General features: G+C 61.1%; 12 protein-coding genes. 11 read left to right on the top strand and 1 reads right to left on the bottom strand.

Annotated features, from left to right (window positions below):
- Positions 1-146 precede the first annotated feature (146 nt).
- On the bottom strand, positions 147-323 hold the full coding sequence (locus AC4PS6_RS19545; protein ID WP_005788478.1) for a DUF3606 domain-containing protein: 177 nt from the start codon (positions 321-323) through the stop codon (positions 147-149).
- A gap of 214 nt (positions 324-537) precedes the next feature.
- On the opposite strand from AC4PS6_RS19545, the gene AC4PS6_RS19540 reads away from it, so the two are divergent.
- The 11 genes from AC4PS6_RS19540 to AC4PS6_RS19490 all read left to right on the top strand — a co-directional run bounded on the left by AC4PS6_RS19540 (position 538) and on the right by AC4PS6_RS19490 (position 12,007).
- Positions 538-1,266: an AraC family transcriptional regulator gene (locus tag AC4PS6_RS19540; RefSeq protein ID WP_019820103.1), complete on the top strand. Its 729-nt coding sequence runs from the start codon at positions 538-540 to the stop codon at positions 1,264-1,266.
- Positions 1,267-1,448: 182 nt separating this feature from the next.
- Positions 1,449-2,513: an SDR family oxidoreductase gene (locus AC4PS6_RS19535; RefSeq protein WP_336826472.1), complete on the top strand. Its 1,065-nt coding sequence runs from the start codon at positions 1,449-1,451 to the stop codon at positions 2,511-2,513.
- Positions 2,510-3,769 carry an aspartate aminotransferase family protein gene (locus AC4PS6_RS19530; protein WP_019820106.1) on the top strand — a complete coding sequence of 420 codons (1,260 nt, stop codon included), beginning with the start codon at positions 2,510-2,512 and terminating at the stop codon, positions 3,767-3,769. The genes AC4PS6_RS19535 and AC4PS6_RS19530 overlap by 4 nt, the downstream gene beginning before the upstream one ends.
- Positions 3,770-3,784: 15 nt before the next feature.
- Positions 3,785-4,228, top strand: a complete 444-nt coding sequence (locus AC4PS6_RS19525; RefSeq protein WP_019820107.1) for a type II toxin-antitoxin system RatA family toxin — start codon at positions 3,785-3,787, stop codon at positions 4,226-4,228.
- 3 nt (positions 4,229-4,231) lie between these two features.
- Positions 4,232-5,374, top strand: a complete 1,143-nt coding sequence (locus tag AC4PS6_RS19520; RefSeq protein WP_336826469.1) for an acyl-CoA dehydrogenase family protein — start codon at positions 4,232-4,234, stop codon at positions 5,372-5,374.
- On the top strand, positions 5,371-6,198 hold the full coding sequence (locus AC4PS6_RS19515; RefSeq protein WP_014718383.1) for an SDR family NAD(P)-dependent oxidoreductase: 828 nt from the start codon (positions 5,371-5,373) through the stop codon (positions 6,196-6,198). The genes AC4PS6_RS19520 and AC4PS6_RS19515 overlap by 4 nt, the downstream gene beginning before the upstream one ends.
- A 10-nt stretch (positions 6,199-6,208) precedes the next feature.
- A complete protein-coding gene (locus tag AC4PS6_RS19510; RefSeq protein WP_014718382.1) occupies positions 6,209-7,168 on the top strand; it encodes a fatty acid desaturase family protein in 960 nt (319 codons plus the stop codon).
- A 46-nt stretch (positions 7,169-7,214) separates the two neighbouring features.
- Entirely contained in the window at positions 7,215-8,030 is an 816-nt protein-coding gene (locus tag AC4PS6_RS19505; protein ID WP_103451302.1) for a DUF3050 domain-containing protein, read from the top strand.
- Between the two features lie 29 nt (positions 8,031-8,059).
- Positions 8,060-9,127 (top strand): HlyD family secretion protein, encoded by a 1,068-nt coding sequence (locus tag AC4PS6_RS19500; RefSeq protein ID WP_014718380.1) that lies wholly within the window; start codon positions 8,060-8,062, stop codon positions 9,125-9,127.
- Complete coding sequence (locus AC4PS6_RS19495) at positions 9,124-10,641, top strand: DHA2 family efflux MFS transporter permease subunit (RefSeq protein WP_060766467.1); 1,518 nt, start codon at positions 9,124-9,126, stop codon at positions 10,639-10,641. Before AC4PS6_RS19500 ends, AC4PS6_RS19495 begins: the two co-directional genes overlap by 4 nt.
- A gap of 22 nt (positions 10,642-10,663) precedes the next feature.
- Positions 10,664-12,007 carry a TolC family outer membrane protein gene (locus tag AC4PS6_RS19490; RefSeq protein ID WP_014718378.1) on the top strand — a complete coding sequence of 448 codons (1,344 nt, stop codon included), beginning with the start codon at positions 10,664-10,666 and terminating at the stop codon, positions 12,005-12,007.
- Position 12,008 lies beyond the last annotated feature (1 nt).

Here is a 12,008-nt window from a genome sequence, read left to right as displayed (position 1 = left end):
ACTTCAAGCGCATAGGCGTTGATGCAGTGATGTCCATGCAAAGTGAAAGCGAGGAAAGGGTTTGCGCTGTGAGGCAACCGTTGGCTTGATATGCACTCACTGTGCAACGAAAAGATGGCGAGCCTTGCTCGGGCTCGCCCGTTCTTTTACTTGTTCAAATAGTCTCGTACGTGGTGCGACCACGTGCCGACCGCCGCAACCGCGTTCTTGAGCTGCGTTTCTGTGCATTTGAACGAAGCACACCAGTTTCTGATCTCGTCTGGATCATTGACGTCGATCCGCTTGGCATCCGCAGGGTGGGTGATGTGTTTGTTATCCGACATGATGACTATCCTTGATCATTGATGGCGAATTGCCATTTTCTTATCATCGGTTCGCGACGATAGATTTTCAAGGCCGGCCTGAGCGATTTTAGGTTCATCGGATGCTTGAGATCCTAAAAGCGCAGGGCACCGCGCGTGACGCTTGAATCCAGCCCTTCGCAGGCCTACCCTGCACGCGTCGAACAATCACCCAACACGTCAAGGAAGACTTCAAATGTGGGATGGCAGCGTTACTTTTGGCGACTCATGGGCCGGTTACATTGGCCGTGCGGATCAAAACACTGCTCACTCCCATGTCGCCATCCAACTGTGCATCGGCGTAGGCCAACCCGCCACCCTGGAGCTGCCGGGAAAAGTGATCCGTGCGGCAGGCGTGATCATCGGTCCCAACGTCGAACACCGTGCCGTGGCCGAAAGTCATCCGGTGGCATTTTTGTATGTCAGCCCGGACACGGCGTTGGGCCGTGCGCTCAATGCGTTGCTGCAAGACGATGGCATCGCCCTGGCCAGTGACGAACTGCTGGAGTGTTTTCGCCGTAGCACGTCCCTGTCGCACTTTGTCGACGCCCTCTCGCGGCTGCTGGCAATTACCCCGCCGATCGACCACAGGCTCTACAAAGCGCTGAATATTTTGCGCCTTGACCGCGACGGCCCTGGTTGCGTCAGTCGCGCAGCCCAAGCGGTGGGGTTGTCCAGCCCGCGCTTGCGCTGCGTCGCCACCCACCAGATGGGTGTTTCCCTCTCCCAATGGATCATCTGGAACAAATTGGAGCGCGCCTCCAAATCCCTCGCCGGTGGGTCGACGTTGTCGGACGCCGCTGCCGACGGCGGCTTCTCCGACCAGGCGCATCTGGCTCGCATGATGCGCCGCATGATTGGCATGACGCCGCGCACCGCCGCCGAGGTTTTGCGTAAGACAAGCGTTTCGTTCAAGACGCGCTGATATCAAAACGCCAATATCAATCGCATCTTATTCGCGACCACGTTAAGCGCTGAGCACCGGCTCCCAGAGCACCTCAGCGCCACCGAAAGTGAATAGAAGAGTGTTCGCCCGGGGCACCTGTGCCTGCGATTCGGCGAAACGCACCATGAATTCTTTCGATGAATCCGCAGGATGCGCCCTACATGTCAGCACAGCAAAAATTAACCGTCCTTCTCACTGGAGGCTCAGGGGTGCTCGGTGAGTCACTGATCGACTGCCTGGCAGAGGACTTTCACTTGGTCTGCCTGGCGCGCAAAAGCCGTATCCGCGATCCCCGAGTGGAAGTGCTCAAGGGTGATATTTGCAGCGCTGACCTGGGCCTGGCCAGCGACGTTTATGCGGCGCTGGTTGAGCGTGTCGACTGGGTGATCCACGCCGCGGCGGTGACGCGACTGGACGGTGATATCGACCAGATTTTTTCGGTTAACTACCTCGGCACCGAAAACGTCGTGGCCTTTGTGCAGCAAGCCAAGGTGCCGCTGTATCACATCAGCACCGCCTTTACTCACCCCTGCGACTATTACGAAGGCGTACAAGCAGAAACGCCTTACGAAGTCGCCAAGCGCCAGGCCGAAACCCTGGTGCGCTCGGCCGGCATCGACGTGTCGATCTTTCGTCCGTCCATCATTATTGGCGACGCCAGCACCGGGCATATGCCCAACTTCCAGGGTTTCCATATGACCATGGGGCTGATGATGTCTGGCGTGCTGCCCATCGTGCCCTGCCCGCCTGCTGGCTATGTCGACCTGATCGCCCGTGACGTCGCGGCGCGAGCGATCGCCAACACGCTGCACCAGCGTTTGATCGGCGACGATTATTTTCTCACAAGCGGCCCGCAGGCCCTGGATCTGACGGGTCTGCTGGACCTGATGTGCCAGTCCATGGACACCCAGAAACAACCCTTCACACGGCCACGCTGCATGGCGCCGGACATTTATGAACGGTTGATCCGCCCGGTATTTCTACCGGCGCTGAGCGGCAATATCCAGGCCGCCCTGACCCGTGCCACCCAGTTGTGCCGCTATGCCTGCCTGCGCACGCCACTGCCCACTTCATTGCCGCAGTTACTCGGCGAGCCGGCATTCAGCCAACGCGACGTCAGCCGTGAGTTGCTGCTCTCGCTCAACCACCTGGCGCCCAAGCTGGGGGCTCTGACGCGCATGCTCAAGCAGCCGGTGACAACGCCCACAGAAGCGAGCGTGGCATGAACCACACTGTTATCGAACCTACTCTCGACGCCGCACAGGTCGACCAATACCTGCGCCAGCACGTCAACTCAGGCTACGCACGCCTCGCGTCGCTGATGAACCTGCCAATCGAGCAGTCCAGCCGTGGCGTCTACATCTACGACGAGCAAGGCCGCCAATACCTGGATGCAGGCGGCTATGGCGTGTTTTTCCTCGGGCACGGCCACCCGGTCGTCGTGGAAGCGGTTACTCGGCAACTGCAGCAAAACGCTTTGGCCAGCAAGTTGTTGCTCAACCCGCAACAGGCCTTTGCTGCCCACGCTCTGGCCGCACTGTGCCCGGGTGACCTGGACTATGTGTTTTTTTGCAACTCGGGCGCCGAGGCCACCGAAGCCGGCTTGAAACTCGCCCGCCTCAACGGTTGCCGCCGCACGCTGTCGACGCTCGGAGGCTTCCACGGCAAGACCCTCGGCGCCCTCGCGGTCACTGGCCGCGAGAGCTACCGAGAGCCTTTCAGCGGGTTGCTCAGCAACAGCGAGTTCGTGCCGTTTGGCGACAGCGTCGCGCTGGAGCAGCAACTGCGCGCATCGCCGGACAAGGCTTGTGTGATCCTCGAACCGATCCAGGCCGAAGCGGGGGTGATCCTGCCGCCATCCGGCTACCTCAGGCGCGTGCGCCAACTGTGCGATCAATATGGCGCCGTGCTGATTATCGACGAAATCCAGTCTGGCCTGGGTCGCACCGGCTATTGGTGGGGCTGCGATCAGGAACAGGTGGTGCCCGACATCATGCTGGTGGGTAAAAGCCTGTCCGGCGGCTGCGTACCGGTGAGCGCCATGGTGGCCCGCGCCGAGATCTACGCGCCGTTCAATCGCAACCCTACGGTCCATACCTCGACCTTCGGCGCCAACCCGCTGGCCATGGCGGCTGTGCAGGCCACGCTGCAAGTGATGGTGCAAGAAGACCTGGTCACGCGTGCCCGCCTGCTCGGCCAGGACCTGCACGCCCGCTTCAGCGCGCTGTTGCAGCAACAGGACTTGGCCGAACGCGTGCAACTGCGCAGCGCGGGCTTGCTGCTGGGCTTTGAATTCGCCGAGGCCTCAATCGCCGCCAACATGGTCATGGCGCTGATCGAGCAACGCATCATTGTGTGCCACTCGCTCAATGACCACCGGGTGCTAAGGCTCACGCCGTCGCCACTGCTGACGGCCCAGGATTGCAACTGGCTGATCGAAGGCTTCGCCCAGGCGCTGACCACTTCGATGCCATCCCTTTAAATGGAGTTTTCCCCCATGCAAGAAGTCAACGTGCAGGCCCATATCCCCCATGCCTGCGCTGATGAAGTATTTGCGGTGATCAGCGATTTCAGCAACTACGTCGAGCTCTGCGAATCGGTGCGCAATATCAGCATCAACAAGGTCAGCGACCAGGTGTCGTTCACGTCCTGGGAGGTCAACTTCCACAGCGGCATTCTCAAGTGGCAGGAGCGTGACACCTTCAATGCCGACACCCGAGAGATTCATTTCGAGCAGATGGCCGGCGACGTCGATCACTTCTCCGGCACCTGGCACGTCTTGCCGGATGGCAAAGACGCGATCATCACCTTTAAATCACGCTTCGACCTGGGCCTGCCGATGCTCGCGGACATGCTCGACCCTGTGGCTAAACAAGCTATCCGGGACAACATCCACTCGATCATCACCGGCCTGTTTCCGGCGAGCTACTTGAAGGCCTGAACCATGTCACTGTCGTTACTCGATCGCTCACGCGATTTGCTTGAACGCTACGCCCCGGGTTTTGACGAGCGTTTGGCGGCCATTCCGAGTGCCCAGCGCGAAGCGCCACAGAGCGAGGTCATCGCCCTGTTCAAGCAACATGGCCCGGTAGGTCTGCTGGTCAACCGTGAAGCCGGCGGGCTGGGCGCGAACATCCTTGACGCGGTGCATGTGCAGATCGCCCTGGGCGCCCGCTCGCCCTCGCTGGCGGTGGCCAGCACCATGCACCAGTTTTCCGTGGCGAGCCTATTGGCACTCACGCAAAACGGCGGCGGCGCCGAAGGCCTGTTGCTGGCCGCCGTCGCGCAAAACCGCTTGCTGCTGTCTTCGGGGTTTGCCGAGGGCACCTCCGGAGCGGGCATTCTCGACTCGGCCATGCAGGCAGTGCACACCCCAGACGGGGTGTTACTCAGCGGCAGCAAGAAGCCCTGCTGCCTTGGGCAGTCGATGGACTTGCTCACCGCCAGCTATATCCGCCAAACCCCTGGTGGCGAAGAGCTGATGGTCGCATTGATTCCGGCCACTGCAGCGGGCATCAGCCGTAATCCTTTCTGGCAGAACAGCGCCCTGGCCGGCGCAGAAAGCATCGAAGTACGCCTCAACGAAGTGCTGGTGCCCGAGCGCATGGTGTTTTCCGCCGGTTACACGCACCAACTGGGAGACGTGCAAACCGTGGGTTTCATCTGGTTCGAACTGTTGATCTGCGCATCTTATGTGGGTGCCTGCGCCAGCCTGATCGAGTCGGTCACAGACGCCGCTCGCTGGACCGCGCATCACCGCGTGGACCTGGCAGCCGACCTGCAATTGGCGATCAGTGCCCTGGAAGGCGCGGCCCTGGATATCGAGCGTAACCCACAGGACTTGCCTAACGTGTTGGCCCGTCTGCTGCTGGTGCGTTATGGCATCGAGCAACGGCTTGCCCAGCTCTCCGACCAGGCCCACGCCATGTTGGGCGGGATGGCGTTCATCACCAGCAACCTGAGTTCCAACGGACTGATGGCCTGCCGCGGCTTGCAATTTCATCCACCGGCCAGGATCTCGATGGCGACCAACCTTGACACCTACCTGTCCGCATCAACCTTCAGCATGACCGGAGCGCACTCATGAACCTGCTCGGAAAAACCATTGTTATCACCGGTACCGCGCGCGGCCTGGGTTTCGCCGCGGCCAGCAAGCTCAAGCGACTGGGCGCCACCGTGATTGGCCTCGATATCCTCGCACCGCAAGACAGCGGCCTGCTGGACGCGTTTTATCAAGTCGACCTGTGTGACCGCCACGCCGTGGCCAACGTGATCAGCGCTATCAGCACCGATTTCGGCGACATCGACATTCTGGTCAATAACGCCGGCACCCTGACACTGGAACGCGGCGAAACCGGGGTCACCGATGAGGTGACCCGCGCAGTGGACGTCAACCTGTTCGCGCCTTGGCAACTGACTTCGGGGTTCCTGCCGGGGCTACTGCGAAAGCGCGGAAAAGTGGTCAACGTGTCCTCATTGTTCGCGCTGGTGAATGCGCCCTACGTGGCCGCCTATGCTGCGAGCAAACGGGCGCTGAGCGCTTATTCGGATGTGCTGCGCATGCAGTATCGCGGGGAGCTTGACGTGGTCACGGTGTACCCGGGGTTCATCGACACGGCGATCCACTTGCCCGCGCAGCGTGTGGGCCTGTCGGTCAAACGCCTGGTGACCTTCAAGTGGGGTGACAAGACCCTGCTGTCCCTGGAAGAAAAACTGGATGCCGCCGCGAACGGCCTGGTGCGCGCCTGCCAGAAAAATGGCCTGCGCAACCGGGGGCTGACGTTCATGGGCACGCTGGCCATGTACACCGCGCGCAGCGTGCCGAGCGTGGTCGATGCCTTTATCGCCATGCGCCTGCGTACGCTCACGCGTGGCGGTCATCTGGTGCTCAACCCTGAACTGATCGAGTAAGCCCTCGCCAATGGCCAGCCATTTACACCCCAAGCCCCAGGTCCGTCTCGACCGTGCCTTGTTCAAGGCCCGATCGAGGGAATCCTTGCTGATCATCGCCTACACCTTGAGCCTGTACCTGCTGCCACTCGCGCTGTTTGTGTGGGTGGCCAACACAGCCTCCACCCTGTGGACGCTGGTGTGTTTGCCATTGGTGGTATTGGCGGGATATGGGTTATTTCTGCAAGCGATCCTTGGGCATGAAGGCTTCCACTTCAACCTGAGCGCGAACCCCATGCGCAGTTGCTACCTGGGCATTGCTACCAGTTCGCTGCTGCCGGGGTTCTGTGTGACCGGTTACTTCGTCGACCATTGGCAACACCACCGGTACAGCAACAGCGCGAAAGACCCGGACTACCAGCTCTTTTCGCGTTATCACACACTGGCGAGCCGCATCACCCTGTCGCGCTTGATTGCCACCCTGCGTTATCTGCAGACCACCTGGCGCCTGGCGTTCGGGCCATTGGTCAATCCTTCGGCGCTGCCGTTGAGTTCGGCGCAAGTGCAATGGCTGGCCCGCTGCAATATCGCCTGCCAGGTTGTATGGCTCAGCCTGTATGGGCTGGCTATCTGGCTAGTCGACGGCCTGTTGTTGGGGTTTTCCTTGAGCCTGGCGGTGGCGTTCCTGCTGTCGGCGGTCAACGCTTATCAGGAACATGCTTTCGACACAGGCCATCTGTTGCCGCCAGCGCGTTCACGCACTTCGCGCCTCAACACCTGGCTGCACGCGGGCTCGAACTTTCACCTGGAACATCATTTTTACCCCGCGGTGCCTTGCTGGCGACTGCCCAAGGTACACCGTCAACTGCTGGAAGCGGGATGGTACGAAAGCCGGCAATACCTGCTGGAAAAGCACTTTGTGCGCTCCTTCCGGTACGCCACCGGTCGCCATCCTTATCGTACAAACACGGTAAACGACACACACCCTTAATTTCCGATGGATTTTGGGCCTGACCCTTCAGGCCGCAGGAGCACGCATGCCTTTTGATATCGACAGCCACATTGAAACCGAGCGCGAACAGCTGTTCAGTCACCCACTGTTCGGCAGTATCCGCAGCGTAGAAGATGTACGCACCCTGATGGAGTTTCACGTGTTCGCCGTCTGGGACTTCATGACCTTGCTCAAGCGTATCCAGCGCGACCTCACGTGCGTGGAGTTGCCCTGGGTACCGCCGGTCCACATCACCGCCGCGCGCCTGATCAACGAAATCGTGGTGGGTGAAGAGACCGACGAGCACCCCGCGGGCGGTTTTATCAGCCACCTGGACCTGTACCTCGCCGCCATGGATGAAATCGGCGCCGACAGCAGCGTATTCCGCTGCTTCCTGGCCGCCATCCAGGCCAAGGTGCCTCTGGCTAAGGCGCTCAACGACGCGCAGATTCCGACGGCCGCCAAAGTGTTCATGTGCCAGACCCTCGATGTTGCACAACACGGCAGCACCGAAGCGGTCCTGGCGTACTTCTTCTTCGGGCGTGAAGACATTATCCCCGACATGTTTGGTCGCCTGCTGTCGCAATGGTCGGTCAGTGAACGCGATGTACCGATGCTCACGTATTACTTGAAGCGCCACATCGAGATGGATGGTGACGATCACGGCCCGGCGGCCAAACGCATCATCGCCGAAATCGTCACCAGCCCCGCGCAACACCTGCACATGGTCGAGAGTGCGAAAACCGCAATCAACTCACGGATTGACCTGTGGAATGGCGTGCATCAGTTCCTGCTGGACAAGGCTCAGCCGACGGTGAGCCGTCCTGCGCGGGAGGTCCACACCGTTTCTGAGCCTGCTTGACCTCAACGCGCATCGACAGGGAGTACCACATGACCAAAGGCAAGTTGATAAAACTGACGCTGTGTGGCGTCGTGGTCGGCGGGTTGCTGATTCTGGGCTGGCAGCGCTGGCAGTATTCCAGCACTTACGTGAGTACCGACAACGCCGAACTCGACGGGGTGATCATCCCGGTACGGGCCAAGCTTTCGGGCGTGGTGATCAGTGTGCCGGTGGTGGACAACGTCAGGGTACAAAGCGGCGACCTGCTGTTTCAGATCCGCGACAGCGAGTACCGCTATCAGTTGCAGCAGCGCGAAGCACAGTGGCAAGCATTGCTCGCCGCCGCCGGGCGCGCAGGCGTGCCGGGCGCGCTGGACAGTCAGGTGCTCGGCGCGGTGGCCATGCGCGAGGCCGCGCAGGCGGCCCTGGCTCAAGCAAGCGCCAACCTTGAGCAAGCGCGCAACGACTACCAGCGTGCCCGTCGCCTCGGCGCCCAAGGCGTGCTGAGCACCCAGGACCTGGAAGTGGCCAAGGCGCGTTTCGACGCCCTCAGCCACGCCCAGGGAGTGGCGCGCAGCAACGCCCAGGCCGCCGCTCAAAGTACCTTGGCCAACAAAGCCGAACTCAAGGTGCAGGACTATCGGATCGCGGCCGCGCAAGCGGAGCTGGAACAATCCAGGATCCAGCTCAACGACACCCGCCAGACCGCGCCGATGCGCAGCATTGTCTCGAAAAAAGAGGTGGAACCCGGCCAGTTTGTGGTCGCTGGCCAAAAGCTCATGAGCCTGATCGCCACCGACGCACTGTGGATTACCGCCAACTTCAAGGAGACCCAGGTGGGCCGCGTGCGCGTGGGCCAGACTGCCCGTGTCACCGTGGACGCCTTCCCCGGGCACGCCTTCGACGGCGTCGTCGAAAGCCTGGCACCGGCCACCGGAGCCAAGTTCTCATTGTTGCCCCAGGAGAATGCCACGGGCAACTTCACCAAGGTGGTGCAGCGCGTGCAGGTGCGCATCGCGCTCCACGATGTGCCGGATGACTACAAGCCGCTGTTGAGCCCGGGCATGAGCGCGTTTGTCGAAGTGGCCGCACCTGACGACGCCGGCCACACGCTATGAAGTCGCCTTATCTGATTGCGCTGACCGTCACGCTGGTGTCGATGATGGAGCTGCTCGATGTCACCATCGTCAACGTAGCGATTCCCAGCCTGATGGGCACCTACGGGGCGTCGGTGGATGAAATCTCCTGGGTCTCCACCGGTTATGTGGTGGCCAACGTGGTGATTCTGCCGGTCAGTGGCTGGCTGTCGGCGTGGTTCGGCCGGCGGACTTATTACCTGGTCTCTACCGCGCTGTTCGTGCTGGCATCGTTGGGTTGCGCGATGTCTGCCGAACTTTGGCAACTGGTCGCGTTCCGGGTGCTGCAAGGCCTGGCGGGCGGCGGGTTGCTGGGGATTTCCCAGGCAATCATCTACGACGTGTTCCCCAAGGAAAAGGTCAGCAGCGGCATGGCGCTTTACGGCGTGGGCGTGATGATGGGGCCCACCTTGGGTCCGACCGTCGGCGGCTACCTGATCGACACGTTGTCGTGGCATTGGATCTTCTTGATCAACTTGCCGATCGGTGCCGTGGCCTTGTTGTTGTGCTGGCTGTGCATCAACGACTCGCCCAACGAACAAAAACCTTCCAGTGTCGACTACAGCGGCTTTTGTTTGCTGGCGCTGGGCGTGGGCAGCCTGCAGATCCTGCTGGAGCGCGGCGAGCACTGGGACTGGATGGCGTCCAACTGGACCGTGGCCTGCCTGTTGCTCAGCAGCTTCAGCCTGGTGGGTTTCTTCTGGTGGGAGCGGCGTGTGGCCAACCCGATCGTCAACGTCGCGCTGTTCCAGAACCGCGAGTTCCTGATGGGGTGCATCTGCGCCTTCTGCGTGGGCTTCGGGCTGTACAGCACGTTGTTCATGGTGCCGCTGTTCTTGCAGACCCTGCTGGCGCAGAGCGCTTACCAGAGCGGGTTGGTGATTTTCCCCGGGGCGGTGGCCAGCGCCATCAGCACCTTGGTGATCGGCAAGCTGTCCCAGGAAAACAAGATCGACGAGCGTGTGTTCGTCACCCTGGGCATTGTCATGTACTGCTATGCGATGTTCCTGCACACCCAGTTCACCCTCGACAGTAACCCCGACTCGCTGTACTGGCCCTTGGTGATCCGCGGCCTGGGCCTGGGCATGATCTTCGTGCCGTTGACCAACCTGGCGATGCGTCGCCTGCCGCTGACATTGATCTCCGGCGCCTCAGGCGTACTCAACCTGATGCGCCAGTTGGGGGGCAGCGTGGGCATCGCCATCGCAGCCACCTTGCTCACACGGTTCTCCTGGGAACGCTACCGCCTGCTCTCCGAGCATGTCACCGAATCGAGCCTGGTGGCCAGTGGTTGGGGAGGTGTGGAAACCGACCCGTTGTTTCTTTCCCTGGGCCTGGCGAGCCATCAACAAGCCCTGGCCCTGATGCCTTACCTGCAAGCACGCGAACAAGGGCAAATGCTGGCGTTCAGCATGCTGTTCGGCACCTTGGGAGCGGTGATGGCCATCGGGATTCCCATGGTGCTGATGATGCGCAAAAGCCACATCAGTCGATAAATCTTTCAGTGGAGCACACCCCTTGCGTATTCCAGGCCTGCATCTGAACACCACCCCGCTGCTCATGCCGCTGTATTGGCTGGCACTCGCCTGCGCGCCCACTCAGGTGTTGGCAGATGACTTGTACCAGCTGTACCAGAAGGCGTTGACCCACGACATGCAGTTCGCCGCCGCCCAGGCCCAGCAATTGGCCACGGCAGAAAAGGAACCGCAAAGCCGTGCCAACCTGCTACCGGACCTGTCTGTCACCGGCGGCGCGGCCTGGGTCGATGCCGAGGATTCCTCCGACTATCATCGCAATCGCAATAACACCAACGCCTACGCCGTGGTCCTCACACAGCCGCTGCTGCGTTGGCAGAATGTGATCGCACACGACCAAAGCAAACTGTTGATCAGCGCCAGTGAACTGCACACCGAACAGGCGCGCCAAGCGCTGATGCTGCGCGTCGCCCGCGCTTATTTCGACGTACTGCTCAATCAGGAACTGTTGAACACCCGCACACAACAGCTACAAACCTTGCGCGAGAGCCAGACGCGCAGCCAGCGACTGCTGGCCGACGGCGCCACCACCGCTAATGCGCTCGCCCAGGTGCAGGCCAAGTACGACCAGGCATTCGCCGAACAGGTGGCGGCCCGTGGCGCACTGGACATTGCCAACGAAACGCTCACCCAATTAACTGCCGCACAGGCAGGCCCGTGGTCAGGCAAAGAGCCACAGTTCAGTGCCCCGGTGCCCGCTGCCATCGATGATTGGGCCACGACCGCGCAACAAGGCAACCTTGCCGTACAGGCGGCGCAGATTGCCCAGCGCCTGGCCGAAATGGACATCGACAAGGAACGGGCCGGCCATTTGCCGACCCTGGATCTGATCGCCGCCCATGGCCGCTTCGCCTCTGTCGGCGGTGATGTCTACGATGTGACGTTGCCGGAAAACCGCTATAACCAGACCGTGGTCGGGGTCAAACTGAGCGTTCCTCTCTACAGCGGTGGCCGCACCAGCAGTCGCGTGCGCGAAGCCCATGCACTGCAAAGCAAGGCGGCGGACGAAGTCGAAGATGCACGTCGCAACGCCGGGCTGAAGGCGCGCCAGGCTTACCTGCAAGTCACCAACGGCATGAGCCAATACCAGGCACTCAAGCAGGCCTTGAACTCTAGCCAGATCAACCTTGCCGCCGTGACCCACGGCTTCGAAGCCGGTTCCCGCATCAACACCGACGTGCTGGATGCCCAACAAAAAGTCACCGATACCCAGCAACGCCTGGCCCAACAACGTTATGCGATCCTGATGGCCCAGTTGCACCTGTTGGCATCCACCGGCAACCTGAGCGACGCGCGCCTGCGGGATATCAGTCATACGCTGAACTGAC

Source organism: Pseudomonas sp. DW-iso17, assembly GCF_058725345.1.
The sequence above is the reverse complement of the archived record's forward strand: the minus strand, read 5'-3'. Positions and strand labels throughout refer to the sequence as shown.

What these genes read in the sequence shown, in the direction of transcription:
- AC4PS6_RS19520 (WP_336826469.1), top strand. Translation starts at nt 4,232, where the DNA reads ATGTCACTGTCGTTACTCGATCGCTCACGCGATTTGCTTGAACGCTAC.
- AC4PS6_RS19500 (WP_014718380.1), top strand. Translation starts at nt 8,060, where the DNA reads ATGACCAAAGGCAAGTTGATAAAACTGACGCTGTGTGGCGTCGTGGTC.
- AC4PS6_RS19525 (WP_019820107.1), top strand. Translation starts at nt 3,785, where the DNA reads ATGCAAGAAGTCAACGTGCAGGCCCATATCCCCCATGCCTGCGCTGAT.
- AC4PS6_RS19535 (WP_336826472.1), top strand. Translation starts at nt 1,449, where the DNA reads ATGTCAGCACAGCAAAAATTAACCGTCCTTCTCACTGGAGGCTCAGGG.
- AC4PS6_RS19545 (WP_005788478.1), bottom strand. Translation starts at nt 323, where the DNA reads ATGTCGGATAACAAACACATCACCCACCCTGCGGATGCCAAGCGGATC.
- AC4PS6_RS19505 (WP_103451302.1), top strand. Translation starts at nt 7,215, where the DNA reads ATGCCTTTTGATATCGACAGCCACATTGAAACCGAGCGCGAACAGCTG.
- AC4PS6_RS19495 (WP_060766467.1), top strand. Translation starts at nt 9,124, where the DNA reads ATGAAGTCGCCTTATCTGATTGCGCTGACCGTCACGCTGGTGTCGATG.
- AC4PS6_RS19540 (WP_019820103.1), top strand. Translation starts at nt 538, where the DNA reads ATGTGGGATGGCAGCGTTACTTTTGGCGACTCATGGGCCGGTTACATT.
- AC4PS6_RS19510 (WP_014718382.1), top strand. Translation starts at nt 6,209, where the DNA reads ATGGCCAGCCATTTACACCCCAAGCCCCAGGTCCGTCTCGACCGTGCC.
- AC4PS6_RS19530 (WP_019820106.1), top strand. Translation starts at nt 2,510, where the DNA reads ATGAACCACACTGTTATCGAACCTACTCTCGACGCCGCACAGGTCGAC.
- AC4PS6_RS19515 (WP_014718383.1), top strand. Translation starts at nt 5,371, where the DNA reads ATGAACCTGCTCGGAAAAACCATTGTTATCACCGGTACCGCGCGCGGC.